At 68.0% G+C, this 17,826-nt stretch carries 15 protein-coding genes and 1 riboswitch; of the genes, 4 read left to right on the forward strand and 11 right to left on the reverse strand.

Features of this window, described 5'->3' with window-relative positions; genetic code table 11:
* The first annotated feature begins 39 nt into the window (after positions 1–39).
* Both TACI_RS08780 and TACI_RS08785 read left to right on the forward strand, forming a co-directional pair.
* The gene (locus tag TACI_RS08780; protein WP_012870417.1) at positions 40–1,779 is read left to right on the forward strand and encodes a sensor domain-containing diguanylate cyclase/phosphohydrolase; all 1,740 of its coding nucleotides are present in this window, start codon (positions 40–42) and stop codon (positions 1,777–1,779) included.
* Positions 1,780–1,839: 60 nt separating this feature from the next.
* Complete coding sequence (locus tag TACI_RS08785) at positions 1,840–2,733, forward strand: tetratricopeptide repeat protein (protein ID WP_012870418.1); 894 nt, start codon at positions 1,840–1,842, stop codon at positions 2,731–2,733.
* Between the two features lie 62 nt (positions 2,734–2,795).
* On the opposite strand, the gene TACI_RS08790 is transcribed toward TACI_RS08785, so the two are convergent.
* From TACI_RS08790 to TACI_RS08810, 5 genes are read right to left on the reverse strand one after another with little or no spacing between them, the layout of a single operon-like run.
* Complete coding sequence (locus TACI_RS08790; RefSeq protein WP_012870419.1) at positions 2,796–3,665, reverse strand: hypothetical protein; 870 nt, start codon at positions 3,663–3,665, stop codon at positions 2,796–2,798.
* A gap of 1 nt (position 3,666) precedes the next feature.
* Entirely contained in the window at positions 3,667–4,854 is a 1,188-nt protein-coding gene (locus TACI_RS08795; RefSeq protein ID WP_012870420.1) for a hypothetical protein, read from the reverse strand.
* On the reverse strand, positions 4,851–6,221 hold the full coding sequence (locus tag TACI_RS08800; protein WP_242601107.1) for a serine/threonine protein kinase: 1,371 nt from the start codon (positions 6,219–6,221) through the stop codon (positions 4,851–4,853). The genes TACI_RS08795 and TACI_RS08800 overlap by 4 nt, the downstream gene beginning before the upstream one ends.
* A gap of 11 nt (positions 6,222–6,232) precedes the next feature.
* Entirely contained in the window at positions 6,233–6,919 is a 687-nt protein-coding gene (locus TACI_RS08805) for a PP2C family protein-serine/threonine phosphatase (protein ID WP_341271045.1), read from the reverse strand.
* On the reverse strand, positions 6,916–9,606 hold the full coding sequence (locus tag TACI_RS08810) for a UPF0182 family protein (protein ID WP_423218547.1): 2,691 nt from the start codon (positions 9,604–9,606) through the stop codon (positions 6,916–6,918). The genes TACI_RS08805 and TACI_RS08810 overlap by 4 nt, the downstream gene beginning before the upstream one ends.
* Before the next feature lie 121 nt (positions 9,607–9,727).
* Here TACI_RS08810 and TACI_RS08815 point away from each other — a divergent pair, with 121 nt between their 5' ends.
* Both TACI_RS08815 and TACI_RS08820 read left to right on the forward strand, forming a co-directional pair.
* Complete coding sequence (locus TACI_RS08815) at positions 9,728–11,164, forward strand: hypothetical protein (protein ID WP_164925254.1); 1,437 nt, start codon at positions 9,728–9,730, stop codon at positions 11,162–11,164.
* 102 nt (positions 11,165–11,266) lie between these two features.
* Complete coding sequence (locus TACI_RS08820) at positions 11,267–12,352, forward strand: pyridoxal-phosphate-dependent aminotransferase family protein (protein WP_012870425.1); 1,086 nt, start codon at positions 11,267–11,269, stop codon at positions 12,350–12,352.
* Here the strand turns inward: TACI_RS08820 and TACI_RS08825 are convergent.
* The 6 genes from TACI_RS08825 to mobA are packed head-to-tail and all read right to left on the reverse strand — an operon-like array spanning position 12,349 to position 17,567.
* Complete coding sequence (locus TACI_RS08825) at positions 12,349–13,341, reverse strand: glycosyltransferase family 9 protein (RefSeq protein ID WP_164925255.1); 993 nt, start codon at positions 13,339–13,341, stop codon at positions 12,349–12,351. The genes TACI_RS08820 and TACI_RS08825 overlap by 4 nt on opposite strands.
* Positions 13,338–14,777, reverse strand: coding sequence for a D-glycero-beta-D-manno-heptose 1-phosphate adenylyltransferase (gene rfaE2, locus TACI_RS08830; RefSeq protein WP_012870427.1), 1,440 nt, complete (start codon positions 14,775–14,777; stop codon positions 13,338–13,340). Before rfaE2 ends, TACI_RS08825 begins: the two co-directional genes overlap by 4 nt.
* Positions 14,771–15,358 (reverse strand): D-sedoheptulose-7-phosphate isomerase, encoded by a 588-nt coding sequence (locus TACI_RS08835; RefSeq protein WP_012870428.1) that lies wholly within the window; start codon positions 15,356–15,358, stop codon positions 14,771–14,773. Before TACI_RS08835 ends, rfaE2 begins: the two co-directional genes overlap by 7 nt.
* On the reverse strand, positions 15,355–15,885 hold the full coding sequence (locus TACI_RS08840; protein ID WP_012870429.1) for a D-glycero-alpha-D-manno-heptose-1,7-bisphosphate 7-phosphatase: 531 nt from the start codon (positions 15,883–15,885) through the stop codon (positions 15,355–15,357). Before TACI_RS08840 ends, TACI_RS08835 begins: the two co-directional genes overlap by 4 nt.
* Entirely contained in the window at positions 15,878–16,846 is a 969-nt protein-coding gene (locus TACI_RS08845) for a glycosyltransferase family 9 protein (RefSeq protein WP_012870430.1), read from the reverse strand. Before TACI_RS08845 ends, TACI_RS08840 begins: the two co-directional genes overlap by 8 nt.
* Positions 16,847–16,880: 34 nt before the next feature.
* Positions 16,881–17,567, reverse strand: a complete 687-nt coding sequence (mobA, locus tag TACI_RS08850) for a molybdenum cofactor guanylyltransferase (RefSeq protein WP_012870431.1) — start codon at positions 17,565–17,567, stop codon at positions 16,881–16,883.
* Between the two features lie 113 nt (positions 17,568–17,680).
* Positions 17,681–17,786: riboswitch (TPP riboswitch) on the forward strand.
* Positions 17,787–17,826: the final 40 nt, after the last annotated feature.

The raw sequence follows: 17,826 nt of genomic DNA on the forward strand, positions 1-17,826 counted from the left end.
GATGAATATTGGGCACCTAAGCCGATGGGGGGAGAGGTCTTGGATGCACTGAACCTTATGCTGGGGTTCGAGGACTACGTGTTCGTCATGGACTCGAGCGGCAAGGTGGTCATGTCGTCCCCCAAGGCCTGGGGGCTCCTCAAGGGCAAGCAAAACATAAGGGACGTGATACCCGCGGGCTACTGGGCGCGGCTCAGGACCCTTATGGGCTCCCCCAAGGGCCCCTACCCTCCCATGGACATCCCCCTCATATCCGGCCCGGTGGAGATCCCCACCGAGGGTCTCCTGGGTCGCACCTCCGACGGGGGAAGGGACCTCTTCGTGCTCACCTGCCGGGACATAAGCCGGGTTAGGGCGGCGGAGGAGACGCTGGAGAAGAGCGAGGAGCGGTATCACACCATCTTCGACCACTCCCCCCTGGGGATAGTGCACATAAACCACGACGGGATCATCACCGACATGAACGAGCACTTCCTGCAGATAATGGGCACCACCCGAGAGAGGCTCATTGGGCTCAACGTGATAGACCACATGCAGGACCCGTGGATGAAGAAGGCCATAATGCAGGCCCTATCGGGCACCACCGGCACCTATGAGGGGCGCTACACCCCCTTCTCGGGCAACAGGACCTGCTGGATAAAGGCCCAGTTCCGCCCCATGACCTCCAGGAAGGGCACGTTCCTGGGGGTGGTGGGGGTGGTGGAGGACATATCCGAGCGCCGGGAGGCGGAGGAGCAGATCCGGTTCCTCAACATGCACGATCCCCTCACCGGGCTCCTGAACCGCCGGTGCTTCGACGAGGAGCTGAAGCGGCTGGACACCCCGGAGCACCTGCCCCTGTGCCTCATCATGGGGGACGTGAACGGTCTCAAGCTGGCCAACGACGCCTTCGGCCACCCGGAGGGGGACCTGCTGCTCAACACCATAGCCAAGATCCTCCGGGAGAGCGGGCGCCCCGGGGACCTCATCTTCCGCTGGGGAGGGGACGAGTTCATCCTCCTGCTCCCCCGGACCGGGGTGGAGAGGGCGGTGGACCGGGTCAACCGGATCCACCACATGTGCCAGTCCTGGAAGGGACAGGGGCTGGTGCGGCCCAGCATATCCCTTGGCTTCGGCGTGAAGGAGCACCCGGACGAGGACTGGCGGGATGCCATGCTCAAGACGGCGGAGGACCAGATGTACAAGATGAAGATGCGGGAGGGCCGCCGGGCCCGGCTCCGCATCCTGGCCCACCTGGAGGACCGGCTCCACCGGGCCTTCGGGGGCGACATGGGGCGCCACGTGGACAGGCTCCTCAAGCTATGCCCCCTGGTGGAGGAGGCCCTGTGCCTCGGGGAGGAGGACCGGAAGAACCTGAAGCTCCTCTGCTCCTACCACGACATAGGGATCATCTCCTCCAAGGAGCTGATGGACATGCCGTCCCCCATGGACCACGACGCCATCGCCCTGGACCAGGACCACCCCATAACGGGCTACCGGATCGCCAAGAGCATCCCGGAGCTGCTCCCCGCGGCGGACCTGATCCTGGCCCACCACGAGCGCTGGGACGGCACCGGCTACCCCCAGCACCTGAAGGGGACCGACATACCCCTGGTGGTCCGGGCCTTTCAGTTGCTGGACCGGTTCGAGGGGCTCACCGGGGACCCGTCCTGCCCGCTGGACACCGTGGAGGCCCTGTCCATGCTCTCCATGGAGGCGGGGCGGGAGTACGATCCCAACCTGGTAAAGGCCCTCAAGGAACACCTCCTCAAGCTGGACCAGGAGCGGCTCCAGGTCTGATCCCCCGGCGGGGCATTTGATATATAATGCTCCCACGACCTTTGAAGGGGGAAATCGAACATGAGCGATGACAGGATAGAGGAACTGCTGGAGCGTCTGTACGACGCCTCCGACGACGATGAGATCCGCTCCATCTCCCGGGAGATCCTCAAGCTGGATCCCACCCACCCCTCCGCCCGGGTGGCCCTCTGGACCCTGAAGGACGAGGAGGAGGCCCTAAGGTCCGTGGGGGACCTGGAGGAGGCGCTGGACGAGGTAATCAAGCGCATGGGGGGCAGGCCGGAGGGTATCTACGACGAGAACCCCCTGACCCCCACCTACGGGGAGGCGCTCATGCACCTGGCGGCGGCCAACCACTCCCTGGAGAGGTACGACAGGGCGGAGGCCTGCGCCAGAGACCTGGTGGCCTTCGACCCCGAGGAGGAGGCATTCCCCGGCAGGCTCATCCTATACAGGACCCTGCTGGACAAGGGGGACTGGGACCTGATCCTGGACACCTACGACCAGGACGGCATCGACAGCCCCGCGGGGGCCCACGCCAGGGCCATAGCCCTCATCGAGAAGGATGCCCCGGAGGGCGAGATCTGGGAGGCGGTGCTGGAAGCCTTCTCCCTGGCTCCGGACCTGCCCTTCGTAATCCTGGGCCTGGAGGCCCTGCCGGACGACGAGGAGGGGGAGTACGACCAGACTTTCCACCAGGCGGCGTACCTGGACGCCCCCTGGAACTCCAGCGACGATCGGCTGGTCTACCTCTACCTCACCGCCCTGCTGGTGGGGGTCCTCACCGGCCGGCTGGAGATGGACGAGGCGGAGGACCTGGAGGACCTGCTGAGGGAGCACCCCAAGGGGGAGGCATTGCGCCGCCTGATCACCTTCGGGGGCCCCAGGCCCGACGAGCCGTCCGAGCTGGACCAGTGGGCCATAGGCAAGCTCATGGAGGTCCTGGTGGACTGAGAGACCGGGGCAAACCCAAGCAAAGGGGCTCACCGGGGGCGGGGGACATCCCCGCCCCCCATTTACGCCCTGCCCCGGGATGCGAAGATGCGATGCCCCACCCGGGCGAACAGGTCGAAGAAGGTCTCCTCCCCCCTCACACCCTCCAGGGCCTCCCGGCTCACCACCCACAGGTCCACCGGCACCGAGGGGCGCGCCAGGTCCTCCCCGAAGGGGCAAAGCAGCTCCCGGAGGGCCGCCGCCCGGGCCTCGTCCCGGGTCACCGCCACCCACCAGGTGAGCGAGTCCTGCCCCTCTGCGTCCAGGTCGAACCGGGAACCCATCCGGGCCCTCCTGTCCCGGATCCAGCGGTGTGCCATGGCCAGGGCCCGGCAAGCCTCCTCCAATCCCCAACCATCCTCCAGGACCATCAGGAGCCGGTCCGCGTTGGCCAGCGCATCGGGGCTGTCCTCCCCCTCCAGGTGACTCAGGTAGCTGGCGAAGTCGTACCGGGAGAGCACCAGGAGGTCCAGCTGGAGCTCCCCCTTCCCCGCTTCCCCGGGGCTCCACCGCACCCTGCCCCCATCCACCCGAAAGGCCAGGTCCGGGGCCTCGAAGGGCAGCGCCGCCCCGGGGACGAACTCCCTCTTGCCCCAGCGGCCCACGAAGGCCCCCCGGAGGGCCCACTCCAGCCGGTTCCTCTCCAGCCACCGATCGGGATCCCGGCGGTCCTCCCCGGGCTCCTGGTCCAGGAAGAACTGGCCCCTCACCTCCCGGAATGCCATGGCACCCCGGGGAGTGAGGCGGAAGGCACCGCCCGGGAGAGGCTCCAGGAGCCCCTCCCGGGTGAGACGGTAAACCCCGGCGGGGTCCTCCCCGGCCCTCCGGATCAGTTCCAGGTCCCACACCGGATGTCCCCGGTCGAACAAAAGGAGCAGCGACTCCCAGCCCATCCTACCGCCCCCCCTTGGGGTGCTTCAGGGAGCTCCCCAGCACCTCCACCTCCCGCCGCCAGGTGCCGCTGGGGTAGGTCCTCTCCACCCGCCCCTCGGGGAGCAGCTTGATGACCCGGACCGGGGCGGAGCCGTCCCCTTCAAGCCGCAGGACCACCCGGTCCCGCTGGGGGAACAGCACGTAGGTCCAGCCGGACAGGGACGATACGGGCCCCCCGTAGGGGGTGCCGTCGGGTCTCAGCACCTTCACCCGAGCCCCGGGCCCCACCGCCGCAAGGCACTGGCCGCTGCCCTTAAGGTACCCCGACACCAGGGCCTCCGCCGCCGCCCCCTTCTGGAGCATGGCCCCCAGGGCCTCCAGGGCCTGGACGGTGGGCTTGGACCTCCTGCCCAGCTCCTGCCCCGCCTCCATGGCCCCCTTGGGCAGGGACGCCATGGCCCAACCCACCGCGGCGGGATCGAAGGCCCCGTTTAGGCCGTAGAGGAACTGCCACTCCGGAGGCAGCTCCGTCTCCTTCAGGTTCAGGCGGAACCGCACCGGGGTCAGCGCACCCCCCAGGGCGCTGGACCGGAACCCGAGCGACACGGTCACGTCCCCGGACACCACGTCCCCGGGGAGCACGAAGCCCAGCTCCCGGTGGTCCATGGGGAACACCCGCTCTCCCACCTCCGCCGCCCCGGATAGCCTCACCGCATCCCCCTGGATCCCCATGACCATCCCGAGGTCAAGGGAGGGGTGCAGGGGATCATAGGCCTCCACCCGGACCAGCCTTGGCATACCCCGGATCGCCATGGGCACCTGGAGGCTCCGGGCCTCCACCCGCATCCCCAGGTCGAACTCCCCCCGGAAGACCTCGACTCCCCCCTCCTGGGCCACCACCGCCTCCCGGACGGGGGAAACCTCCATGGGTCCCCGGTAGGTGTAGGTGATCTCCACCGAGTCCCCCTTGGCCAAGGAGATCTCAAGCGCCTCGCCGGATACCCCCTTGGCGCTCAGGGTGGCATCTCCGCTGGAGGGGTAGATCACGTAGGTGCCATCCCTTGGGGCCACCAGGACCAGCCGGTTCACCGCCCCGGGCACCGCCGGTATGGCGGGAAGGTAGGACCTGAAGTCCCCCCAGGCCCACCCGGGCACCAGCAGCCCCAGGGCCAGGGCCAGAAGCCCCGCCCGGATCCTAAGACGTATCATCTTCCATCACCCTCCTTGTGCTTCAGGGCCTCCATCAGCTCCGATAGCCCCGGATACAGGGGATCCAGCTTCATCAGGGCCTCCGCCCTCTCCCGGGCCAGGTCAAGCCGGCCCAGCCCGAGGGCGGACCGGGCGGCGATGAGCAGCGCCCCCCTGGGGTCCCTTAATGACCCCAGGGCCTCCTGGGACCACTTGAGGGCCCCCTCCAGGTCCCCCTCCTGGAAGAGCCTCCGGGCCTTGGCCAGGGGCTCCTCCGCCGGCGGGGTCTCTGGACCGGGCCTTTGAGCCGGGGGGGCCTCAGGGATCTCCTCCCGCGCATCGCCCGGATGCTCTCCCTGGTCATCCCCCTGGGGGAACACAAGGGACGGAACCGATCGGTTTATGGACCTCAGCCCCGACTCGATGGCCCTCCTCCCCAGGGCCGTCAGTGCCCCCAGGGCCAGGAAGAGCCCCAAGAGGGCAGCCAACCCCAGGGTCCTCATGGGGACCGACTGGGCAAGCCCCCTCCCCCGGGATGTCAGATCCTCCATCAGGCTCCGGACGTCCCGGTAGCGCCTGTCGGGGTCCAGCTCAAGGGCCTTCAGGATGGCCCTCCTGCCCCTCCTGGGGACCCCGGGGGGGAACCTCAGCGCCTCCCCCCGGGTCCTGGCTGCCAGGTCCGGCGGGGGGAAGCCACAGACGCACCGGTAGAGGGTGGCCCCCAGGGCGTAGACGTCCGTCCAGGGCCCCTGGTGCCCCCCCTCCCCGTACTGCTCCGGCGGGGCGTAGCCGGGCTTGAGGACCGCCGAGGAGCTCAACGTCACCAGGCTGACCCGGGCGGCGCCGAAGTCGATAAGGGTGCAGCGCCGATCTTTCGAGACCATCACGTTCTCGGGGCTGACATCCCGATGCAGGCATCCCAGGGCGTGCACCCGGTCCAACGCCTCCATGACGGGGCCCAATAGCTCCAGCGCCTCATCGAGGGGGATCCTGCCCCCTCGCTCTTCCAGAAACTCCCGAAGGGTGCGGCCCTCCACGTAGGTCATCACCATGTAGGCGGTGCCGTTGGCCCTGAAGTAGTCCCGGACGGAGACTATCCCGTCGATGCCCTGGAGCCTTGCCAGGGTCCTGGCCTCCTCCAGGAACCGGCCCATGCCCTCCTCGAAGGGCTCCTCCTCCCCGGGGGGGCAGTAGACCGTGCCGTCCGGGGCCCGGAAGGCCAGCCCCATGGGGAAGTACTCCTTAACCGCCAGCTTCAGCTCCAGCACCCGGTCCCAGGCCACGTAGGTGATACCGAACCCCCCCCGGCCCAGGAGGGATCCGATCCTGTAGCGGTCCATGAGCACCGATCCCACCGGCAGGCGTATGTCCCGTATGTCCCGGTCCACGACTACCGCCCTCAAAGGATCACCAACGCCAGGGTGGCGTTGTCCTGGTAGGGCCTGCCCTGGGCCTCCACCTCCTGGAGGATCCCCCTGGCATCGCTTCCCCGGGACAGCGCCATGGCGATCCGGTCCTCATGGAGCGACCGGTAGACCCCGTCGGAAACCACCAGGACCCCCTCCCCTGCCTCCAGCGGTAGCGGCGCCTCCGAGGTAGAGATCTCGGTCAGGTTCTCTATGCCTATGAAGCTGGTTATCATCTCCCCCGCGGGCCCCGGGACCGGACCGCGCCCCAGGAGGACCATCTCGGAGGACACGTTATGGTCCAGGGAGAGCCTGGAAAGGCGCCCCCCCTTGAAGAGGTAGACCCGGCAGTCCCCCACGGAGGCCCACTCCAGCGTGCCATCCCTCAGATTCACCGCCGCCACCGCCATGGTGGCCCCGGTCCTGCCCAGGATCCCCCCCTGGGAGGCCCACCGGTGCACCGCCGCCTGGGCGGCCAGAACCGCATCCAGGGGCGAACCTCCCGCGTCCAGGACCCCCACCGAGGCGGACAGGGCCCTCTGGGCCGCCTCATCCCCCCGGATCATGCCCCCCATCCCATCCACCACGACGCAGTAAGCCTTATCTCCCCCGGTGCCCACCGCGTAGGCATCCTGCTGGGTTGGCCTCGAGCCCTGGATCGAGAACCCGTCGATCCTCAGGGGACATCACCCCCCGCCATCCGCTCCCTCATGGTCCTCATTACCTCCTCCAGCTCAGCCATGGCCCTTCCGTAGGCGGCGAAGTCGTAGTCCTTTAGGGCCTCCCTCCCCCTCTCCAGGGCACCCAGGGCCCGCTCCACCAGCTGGGACAGGTCACCCTCCCCCCCGGAGGGCCCGGCAGGGGGCTCCGGGGCCTTGGTCTTGGCGGGGCCTAACAGGCGGTCCGCCGCCTCCTCCAGCGTCTCCCCCCAGGCCACGTCCCCACCGGAGGATAGCACCACCCGCTTCAGCTCCGGCAGCTCCCCCGTCTCCGCCTTGAGGTATATGGGCTGCACGTAGAGGATGGACCTGCCCATGGGGAGCACCAACAGGTCCCCCCGGAACACGTCGGAGCCCCGCTGGCTCCAGAGGGACAGCTGGGCGGATATCTCCGGGTTCTGGTCTATCAGGGCCTCCACCTGGGTGGGGCCGAATAGCAGGCTCCGCTTGGGGTACTTGTAGACCAGCAGCTGACCGTACCGGTCCCGGTCGCACCGGGCGGCCATCCACCCCACCATGTTGCTCCTCCCGGCGGGCATGAAGGGCAGCATCAGCACGAACTCCCTGCCGGCCCCCTCCCCCAGGTCCACCGTTACGTAGTTGGGCCCGGTGGGACGCCGGGCCTCCTCGGAGGACACCTGCCACAGGTCCTCCCGGTTGTAGAAGGTGTTCGGGTCCTCCATGTGATAGAGCCCCATGGCGTAGGCCTGCACCTCGAAGAGGTCCTTGGGGTACCGGAGGTGGTCCCTCAGGTCCCGGGGCATCTCGGATATGTCCGAGAAGAGCCCCGGGAAGATCCGCCGGTAGGGGACTATCGACGGATCGTCCATGGCGTAGAACCGGACCGTGCCGTCGTAGGCGTCCACCGTCACCTTAACGCTGTTCCTCAGGTAGTTGACCCTCATCTCCCTGCCCCCGATCCGGGCGGTCACCGGCCTTGAGTAGGGGAAGCGGGAGCTGGCCACGTAACCGTCCATCATCCAGACTATCCGGCCCCGGTGGACCACCGGGTACGGGTCCGAGTCGAACAGGAGGAAGGGGGCGATGCGACCCACCATGGCATTTATGTTCCTATTAAACAAAATCCTACTCTCATTAGTCAAGGCGCTGGTGAAGAGGATCTCCAGGTCCTTGAGGCGCAGTGCGAAGGCAAGCCGCCTGAGGGGGGAGCCGACGGGCACCCCTCCGGAGCCCTGGTAGGTGCTTCTCACGTTGGAGTCCCCGCTGGGGTAGTCGAACTCCTTGACCTTGGTCCTCACCAGGGCGTAGGGGTAGTCCATCTCGCCGAAGTAGACCTGGGGGACCGAGATGGAGATCAGGTCCGATGCGGGGGGGATGTCCCTCACGATCAGGTTGGGCAGCCCCCCGGGTTGCACCTGGTTTACCAGGTTCATCACCAGCCCGTAGCCGTGGGTGAACTCCAGGTGCCGGTTCACCCAGGTCTGGCTTCGGAGCTTCCGGTGGTCCAGCTCCCGGACGGAGAGCATCACCTGCCGCTGCTCGCCCCGCAGATTGTACCGGTCCACGTCCACCTGGATGAACTCGTAGTAGGACCGGATCTCCTGGAGCTGCTTGTAGGTCCGAAGCAGGGGCTCGTAGTCCCAGAGCCTCACGTCCCCCATGCCCCGGCGGAGCTCCTCCCCGGTGACATGGGGGGTCGGGTCCGTCTGGACCGTCCTGGCGGAGTCGATGCCGTAGCCCCTCCGGGTCATCCGGATGTGGGACTCTATGTAGGGCCGCTCCAGCTGGAACTCGTTGGGGCGCACCACCAGCTGGTCCACCAGGGGGGGGAGTCCCCCCCGGGCCGCGAAGAGGGCAAGCAGGGCCACGGCGGACAGTTTGAGCCCCCGGAGGGACATGCGCCCCGCCATGATCCAGACCCCCATAGCCAGCAGGAGGGCGATGTTGAGGATCGATATGGGGAGAGCCACCCTGGCCTGGGCGAAGGAGGCCCCGTAGACCACCCGGCCGGGGAAGCCCACCATCCCAAGGAGGTCCAGCCACATCCGGGCGGCCAGGAGGATGGGCAGGGCCCCCGAGAGCCCCCGAAGGGCCAGGAGGCCCTGGGGGGATATGCCCCGGTCCCTAAGCCGAAGGAGCGACAGGATCCCGCCCATGAACCAGGTTCTCCACCCTAGCCCCACCAGCCCCCTTAGGGCCGGCAGGACGAACACGTAGAAGCCCGCGTCCAGGCCGAAGAGGGGGTCCCTCACCCCCAGGGGCTCGAAGGCCAAGGCCACGGGCAGCTTGAGCCATAGGGAGGCCCCCTCCCGCCCCACCAGGGCGGCGGGGAGCAGGGCCAGCATCAACCGGCGCCTGGGAGGCATGGACCCCAGGGAGGCCCAGAGGAACGGCAGGGAAACCAAGGTCCCCAGGCAGAAACCCAGGACCTTAAGGAGCACCCGCCGCAGGAAGACCCCCTGGAGATCCAGGGACCGGAACCACCAAAGCTCGGTGAGGAACCAGGGGAGGGCCAGGAGGGACAGCAGGAGGAGAAGCCCCAGCAGGAGGAGAGCCCGCCTCCCCCGGGGCCTCAGGGCCTCCCTGCCCATCCGCTCCAGGTCCGGGAGGTCGTAGTTGGACCCCTCCCCCTCTATCCACTTCCCCCCGCCGAAGGGCCAAAAGTCACCTAACTTCAAGATCCACACCCCCAAATGCGGCAAAGATTCAGCCTCGATGTGCTATCATGGGCCTAAAGTCCCGAAGGGGGAACGGCCGATAAACGATTGTCCCACAGGACATAAGGATACCTTAAGAGGGGGATGTTTGGTGGAAAAGGGGCCGCTCAGGTACGTTCTGGATAGATACAAGGGAGTCCAGGGGGTGGTGGCCCCCGCATCGGAGCTCACGTCCATCAGCTCCGAGATGGAGCGCCTCCGGGGATCCGAGGACGTGGAGGACCGGAAGGCCTACAGGACCCTGTGGCTCAAGGCCTCGGGGCTCTACTTGGATCTGGTCTGGGGTCTGGTGGAGGCCAAGATAGATGCCTCCAAGGAGCCTCCGGAGGCCCTGGCCTTCTCCACCGAGGAGAGGCTCATCGTGGACTTCGGACATCTCGGGGATGGGATCACCGAGCACAACCCCCACTTCGAACGGGAGCTGGAGGCGGAGGCCCAGCTGGACATATACCAGTACATGCGGCTCACCGACTACCTGGCGGAGACCTACGCTCTCCTCTTTGGTAAGCCCTACCAGGGCCCCAGGGGGAGCTGCGGGATGGAGGAAAAGATCCAGCGTTTCGCGGAAGAGCTGTCCAACCTGGAGCGCCGGCGGCGGATGGCGGTGAGCACCGTGCTGTCCCGGTGCAGTTCCCTATCCGACGAGGAGGTGCAGGGGATCCTCACCGATCTGGAAGAGAACCTGATGATCCACACGGAGTTCCAGCTGAGGACCCGGCGGATCCGGGAGGCCCAGGGTAGCGAGATGGAGCGCTACATGGAGCAGAACAAGCGCTACGAGATCGCCGAGCGGGATCTGATGAGGTGCCTTGGGCAGGCCAACCGGGACGTGCACGAGTTCGGGGACGGGGAGATGAGCAAGGTGCTGGCCCTGCACGACAGGACCAAGTTCCTGGCCAACCTGCAGGTGCACCTTAGGAACGAGGAGCAGCGGTGGAGAACCCGAGTGGAGCTCTTCCAGCGCAAGTTCAAGGGCAAGGGGACCCCGGCCCTCAAGGGGGAGCTGAGGGACGGGCTGAACCGGAAGAAGGAGTTCATGACCCTGGCGTCCCGGATAGCCCGGATGGACACCTCCCCCCTGAACACCGAGCCCTCCCAACCCCCCATAGGGCTCAGGATGGCGGGGGAGATAATGATGGAGCTGACCCCCCTGGATCCGGACCTGCTTAGGGTGCCTCGGGTGCGCATGTACGGCATCCCCCGGGTGATGCTGACCCCCGGCAGGGGCCTTGGGGTCTACGACTGGACCGACAACTCCCTCATAATCCCCCAGTTCTCCCCCTACGGGGGGCACCACAAGAGCTTCTGCTACGCCCTGGCGGCCTTCCGGTGGGACAACGACGAGGACAGGACCCTCAAGGACTCCTACGGGCTCATAAAGGAGAACCGGGACAAGGGGATAAGGGCGCTGCAGGAGTCCTTCTCCCAGGACTACTTCATATGGATGACCAAGGAACGCAAGGGCTATCGGGTGCTGCCCAAGGAAACCTCCAAGTGGTTCCGGGTCCACTTCAAGAAGCCCGAGTAGTCCCCCCCTGACAGAGGGCCCCCCCGGGGCCCTCGTTCTGTCCCTTGGAGGGGGGATTCGATCCGTTACAATGGGGTGAAAAAAACACGGAGGTGTTGCCGCATGGAGAGGTATCCGGTTGGGATGGTTCCAGGTCCGGTGCGCTGTCCCTGGGAGGTGCTGGAGGCGTACCGGGGCGAGTACGGAAGCCCGGACCTGGAGGAGGAGTTCGCCGCCCTCTACCGGCACTGTCAGGGGCGCATAGGGGCCCTTCTCAACTCGAAGGGAACGGTGGTCATCCAGAGCGGCGAGGGGATGCTGGCCCTCTGGGGGGCCCTGAAGAGCGTGATGGCGCCGGGGGACAGGCTACTGGCGGTCTCCGCCGGGGTATTCGGCAGCGGCTTCGCCCAGATGGGGCTATCACTGGGACTCGAGGTACGGTCGGTGGACTTCCCCTTCAACTCCGTGCCGGACCCGGAGGTGGTGCGGCGACACGCCCTGGAGTTCGCCCCACGGATGATCACCCTGGTCCACTGCGAGACCCCCAGCGGGACCCTTTGCACCCTCAAGCCCTTCGGTGAGATCGCCCGGGAGGTGGACGCCCTTCTCTGCGTGGACGCGGTGTCCAGCGCCTTTGGGGCCCATCTGGACCTGGAGGAGGCCCAGGTGGACCTGGGGCTGATAGGCAGCCAGAAGTGTCTCTCCATGCCGCCGGACCTGGCCATAACGGTGGTGAGCCCCCGGGCCGCCAGGGCCATAAGGCAGAGGGGCTACCAGGGGTACGACGCCCTGATGCCCTTCCTCTCCAGCCCGGAGCCGGGGGCCTTCCCCTACACCCACAACTGGCGGGCCCTCATGGCCCTGAGTGCCTCTCTGGAGCTCATCGAGGCGGAGGGGTTGGAGCGGGTGACGGCCCGGCACCTCCGGTGCTCCAGGCTCTGCGTGGAGGGGCTGGAGGAGATGGGGATCGAGATCTTCCCCGAGAGGAGGGAGTACTCGTCCCCCACGGTCACCGCCGCCCTGGTGCCCCAGGGGATCGCCTGGTCCGAGCTGGACCGGCGCCTGAGGGCCATGGGGGTGGTGCTGGGGGGGAGCTACGGCCCCCTGGCGGGCAAGGTCTTCCGCATAGGGCACATGGGGAACCAGGCCAGGGAGCACCTGGTCCAGCGGGCCCTGGACGCCCTCCAGGAGGCCCTCTGCGGCCTCTAGGCCTCAACCTGACGGACGGCCTCCATGACCGCCCTGAGGACCTCGTGGGGATCGATGGCCCCCATGACGGCCCCGGAGTCCGATGCGGCCTCCAGCTCCCGGTAGGAGTCCACCGCCCGGGGGGATATGATGGACCAGAGCATGGGCCCCACGTGTCCCCCCACCCTCTCCGGGTCCCTGACGGAGAAGAGCCCCACCCGGCGGGTGCCTATGGGGCGGGCCATGTGCAAAGGCCCCGTGTCCCCCCCCACCACGCAGAGGGCCATCTCCTCCAGGGCTATCAGGTCCAAAAGGTCGATCCGGTCCACCAGGTTAACAAGCCCTGTGGTCTCCCCCAGGGAGTCCTCCACCAAGCGGGCCGCCTGGGCCTCCTCAGGACCGTTGCCGGCGAGCACCACCCTCAGCCCATGACGGATCAGCATCCCAGCAAGCTCCGCCCACCTCTCCGGAGGCCAGGTCTTGTAGGGCTTGCTGGTACCCACCGCGCACAGGACGAACCCGCCGTCACCCACCAGGCGCCCCATGGCCTCGAGCCGCTCCGGGGCCCCGTAGAGAACCTTCCCCGACGGGGCGGAGATCCCCCAGGCGGATCGGGCCTCATCCAGGGTGCGGTTGAAGGCCCAGGGCAACCGCCGGTGGGAGCCTATCCTTACGCCTATACGGGAGAACAGGGCCATGAGGTCCGTCCTGTCCCCCCTATGAAGGCTGTACATGAACCGGAAGCCCCCATCCCTTATGCGGCCCACCAGCTCCCAGAGGGCCCGGGGGCTCCGGCGCCGGTGATCCTCCAGGCTTATCACCCCGTCCACGTAGGGCTGGGAGGCCAGCATCTCCCGGTAGTGATGGATGCAGAGCCACCACAGCTCCAGTTCCGGGAACCGCTCCTTCAGCGCCTTGGCCTCGTAGGCGGCCAGGATCACGTCCCCCAGGGAGCTGAAGCGCACGAACAGGAGCCGGTCGCCCCCCTGGGGCATCGGAAGGCTCCTCATGACCGGATCCTCTCTATGATGCGGGTGGTGCTGAGCCCCTCGAGGAGCGGCACCACCTCCACCCTGCCGCCCCAGGAGAGAACCTCCCGGTGCCCCACTATGTCGCAGGGCCGGTAGTCCCCCCCCTTGACCAGCACCTGGGGACGGATGGCCCTTATGATCTCCAGCGGGGTGTCCTGGTGGAAGATCACCACCCCATCCACGTCCTCCAGGGCGCACAGCACCTCCGCCCTCAGCTCCTCCGGGTTGACCGGCCGGTTGGGGCCCTTGAGACGCCTCACCGACTGGTCGGAGTTGAGACCCACGATGAGCCGGTCCCCCATGGCCCTGGCGGACCTTATGCACCTCACGTGCCCCGCGTGGAGCACGTCGAAGCAGCCGTTGGTGAAGACCACCGTCTGCCCACCCCTCCGCCAGGTCTCCGCCAGCTGGACCGCCTCCGCCAGGGAGAGGAGCTTCCCGCCCCCCCGGAGGGACAGCATGGACAACAGGTCCTCCCGGGTGACCGCGTAGGTCCCCTCCCGGCCCACCGCATAGCCCCCCGCCCGGTTGGCCCACAGGGCGGCCTCCACCATGTCCGCACCGGCCCCGTAGAGGGCGGCGAAGACCGCCACCGCCGTGTCCCCCGCGCCGGTCACGTCGTAGACCTCCCGGGCGGTTGAACGGTGGTGATGGGCCCCCCGGGGGCCCACCAGGCTCAGCCCCATCTCCGACCGGGTCACCATGATGAAGTCCACCCCGAAGCGCTCCAGGGCCTGACGGGCGGCCTCCTCCACCGGCCCGTCCTGGTTGGGGACCTCTCTACCCAGGGCTATGCCCAGCTCCTTCAGGTTGGGGGTCACCAGGAAGGCCCCCCGGTACCTCTCCCAGTCGGCCCCCTTGGGGTCCACCACCACCGGCACCCCCATGCCCCGGAGGCGGGATATGGCGGCGCCGCACACCGCAGGGGTGCAGACCCCCTTGGCGTAGTCGGATATGACCGCCACCCGGGGGTGAGCCCCCAGGGCTTCCTCCAGGGCGGCCAGGAGCCGGTCCTGGTGGGGGGACGGCAGGGCCCCCGTCTCCTCCCGGTCCACCCGGATCAGCTGGTGGCGGTGGGCCACCACCCGGGTCTTGGTGGTGGTGGGCCGCTCGGTCCTTATGCCCCCAAAGGATATCCCCTCCCGGGAGAGCAGGTCCTCCATGAGGGTCCCGTGGGGGTCGTCCCCCAGGGAGCCCAGGACGGTGACCCGACAGCCCAGCCGGGCCATGTTCCTGGCCACGTTGCACGCCCCCCCAAGGGTGAACCGCTCCTCCTCGAAGTGGACCACCGGCACCGGCGCCTCGGGGGATATGCGCTCCACCCGGCCCCTTATGACCCGGTCCAGCATCAGGTCCCCCAGGACCAGGACGTTCAGCCCCGAGCAGCCCTCGATTGCCTTCAGGGTGCCTAGCATGCCCCATCACCCCCGAAGAGCAGGTCCTCCACCAGGAAGCACAGGGCGTGCTCCAACGCCAGGTGCACGTTCTGGATAACCGCCGTGTCGGAGTCCTCCACCTCCAGGGCCAGGTCCGCCATGGAGGCGATGGCCCCCCCGGACCTGGTCAGGGCTATGGTGGATATCCCCATGGACCGGGCCTCCTCCAGGGCCAGGACCACGTTCCGGGAGGAGCCCCCGGTGCTTATCCCCATGAGCACGTCCCCCCTCAAGCCCAGGGCCCGGACCTGCCTGGAGAAGACCAGATCGAAGGAGTAGTCGTTGGAGCAGGCGGTGAGGAACGACGTATCGGTGGTGAGCGCCAGGGCCCCCATGGGGGGCCGTTCCAGCCGCTTGGACAGCCGGCAGGTGAACTCCGCCGCCACGTGCTGGCAGTCCGCGGCGCTGCCGCCGTTGCCGCACAACATGAGCTTTCCCCCTCCCCGGATGGATGAGGCCACCATCCGCGCCGCCCTGGACAGGAGCTCCAGCCCCTCCCCGCCGGCCCAGCGCTCCAGGGCCCTGGCGGTGGCCCGAAGCTGCTCCGATACGTCCATCATGAACTCAACCCCTCGATATCCAGAATGATCCTCGCCGCCCCCATGAGGTCCGGCGCGGCGGGGAACCCGTCCACCGGACAGGCCCCCTCCCCTACAAGTATCCCCCGGGAGCCCACCCGGATGGCCAGCCCAAGGTCCGACATCTTGTCCCCCACCACCCAGGAGGAACCCAGGTCTATGTGGAGCTCCTCCGCCGCCTTGAGGGCCATGCCCCCGTTGGGCTTCCTGCACTGACAACCCTCCCAGGGGGCGTGGGGACAGTGATAGTAGCCATCCAGCCGGACCCCATGGGCGGCCAGGAGCTCCTCCATCCTGCGGCGAACCGCCTCGTGGGCCTCGGCGGAGAAGAGGCCCCGGCCTATGCCCGACTGGTTGGTGACCACCACCAGGAGGAACCCCGCGTCCCGGAGGAGCCCCAGCGCCCGGGGGACCAGGGGCAACAGCTCCACCTGGGCGGGATCCCCCACGTAGCCCAGGTCCCTCATTATCACCCCGTCCCGATCCAGGAGCACCGCCCGGCTAGGCACCGCCGAACCCTCCCCTAAGGAGCCGCTCCGCCGCATCGATCGCGTCATCCACCGGGATGGATCCCATGGCCTCCTCGAAGGACCGGGCCCCCTCCCGGGGGAGCAGGCTCTCGTGGGGGGTGCACCAGGGGCCGTACCGGAGGGCCAGGTCCCCATGGGAGTAGAGCCCCACCGTGGGGGTGCCGGCGGCGCTGGCCAGGTGCACCGGCCCGGTGTCGTTGGAGACCATCAGGGAAGCCCGCCTCAGCACCGCTCCCAGGACCTCCAGGGACGGGCAGGACCTGAGGTCGATCCCCGCGGAGCCGAGCCCGTCCAGGATCCGCTGGGCCATCTCCACCTCGTCAGGAAGCTTGCCGGTCACCGCCACCCTAAGCCCCATCCGGGCCAGGTGCAGGGCCAGCCGGGCGAAGTTCTCCTCCGGCCAGCGCTTGGGGGGGAAGCTGCCCCCGGGGTTCAGCACCACGAACCGCCCCTCCCCCACCAGACGCTCCGCCGCCTCCTCCGCCGCCTGGGAGATGTGAAAGCGCATGTTCCTGGTCCGGATCGGAACCCCGATGGAGGCCATGCAGATGAGGTTCCGCTCCGCCTCGTGAACCGTCTTGGGAAGCCTCAGCTCCTTAAGCCCCCAGAGGGGGGCGTACCTGGCGCCGCTGAACAGGGGGTTCAGGCCGGACCTCAGGTCCACTATCAGGTCCGGTCTGAAGGCCCTGATCCTGGATATGACATTGAGGCGCCCCCAAAGGCCCGGGTAGTCCCGTTGCCTGTGGTAGACCTCCACCTCCTGCCACATGGGGTCGTGCCTCACCGCCTCCACCGCCCGGGGGCCCACCATTATCTTGAAGTGGGCCCCGGGGAGGAAGAGCCTGAGGTTCCAAAGGGCCCCGGAGGCCAGCAGCATGTCCCCCAGGCACGAAAGCCCTATCACCAGCACCCTGTCCACTTTCTCGGGGTCGACCCTCATGACCGAACCTTCCCTTCGATGGTTTGAAGCCCGCCTATTCTATCACCCAAGGGGGGGCCGCCCCCAGTTGATCCAGCCGGTCCGCCAGGTCCTTGGGGGTGTTGACCCCCAGGAAGGACCGCCGGTACGGCAGGTACCGGAGGGACTCCTCCTCCACCACGGTGACCTCCACCTGGTGGTAGAAGCCCTTGAGGCGCCTCTCCCCCCTGGAGATCGCATCATCCACCGCGGGAAGGCATCCGGTGGAGTAGAAGGCGTGCAACGGCTCCAGGAAGCCCCCCAGCCTGGCGCAGATCACCATGGACCGGCTCTCCATGAGGCTCCACATCTTACGGACCACCGCGTGCTGGACCAGGGGCATGTCGCACCCCACCGCGAAGGCCCAGCCGGAGCGGGCCTCCGCCAGGGCGGATCTTAGCCCCTCCAGGGGCCCCAGCGCCTCGGACCGGTCCACCGCCACCCGGATCGGGACACCGCCTGGTGCGGCGGGGGGAAGCAGCCCCGAAAGGGGCCCCACGTCCCTGGGCCCCACGGACATTATCACCTCCCTGAACCAGGGGGCCATCCGCTGAAGCATCACCTCCCACAGGAAGCGGCCCCCCACGGAGAGGAAGAGCTTGTTGCCCCCCATCCGGGTGCCCCGCCCTCCGCCCAGGATCACCAGCGACGCGTCCATGTGGGCCCCGGGCTCGACCCGGGGGATACATCGTCTCATCCTCATCTCCTCCGCTCCTCCTTGACCCAGAGGATGATAGCACCTGAAGGCCCCGTTGACCCCGGGGCCCGGATGGTGTATGTATGGGGTGACCGCCCAGGGCGGGAGGAAAATTTAATATGCGTTTCCGGGGGAGCCCCACGGGGGGCTGAGAGGAAGGGTGGCCTTCGACCCCAAGTACCTGATCCGGGTAATGCCGGCGTAGGGAGGGAAGCGGCGGGCGCGCGCATTAGACCGGCGCTCCGGGGGCCCCCCGGGGCGCCGG

Source organism: Thermanaerovibrio acidaminovorans DSM 6589 (assembly GCF_000024905.1).
Taxonomy (GTDB): Bacteria; Synergistota; Synergistia; order Synergistales; family Synergistaceae; genus Thermanaerovibrio; species Thermanaerovibrio acidaminovorans.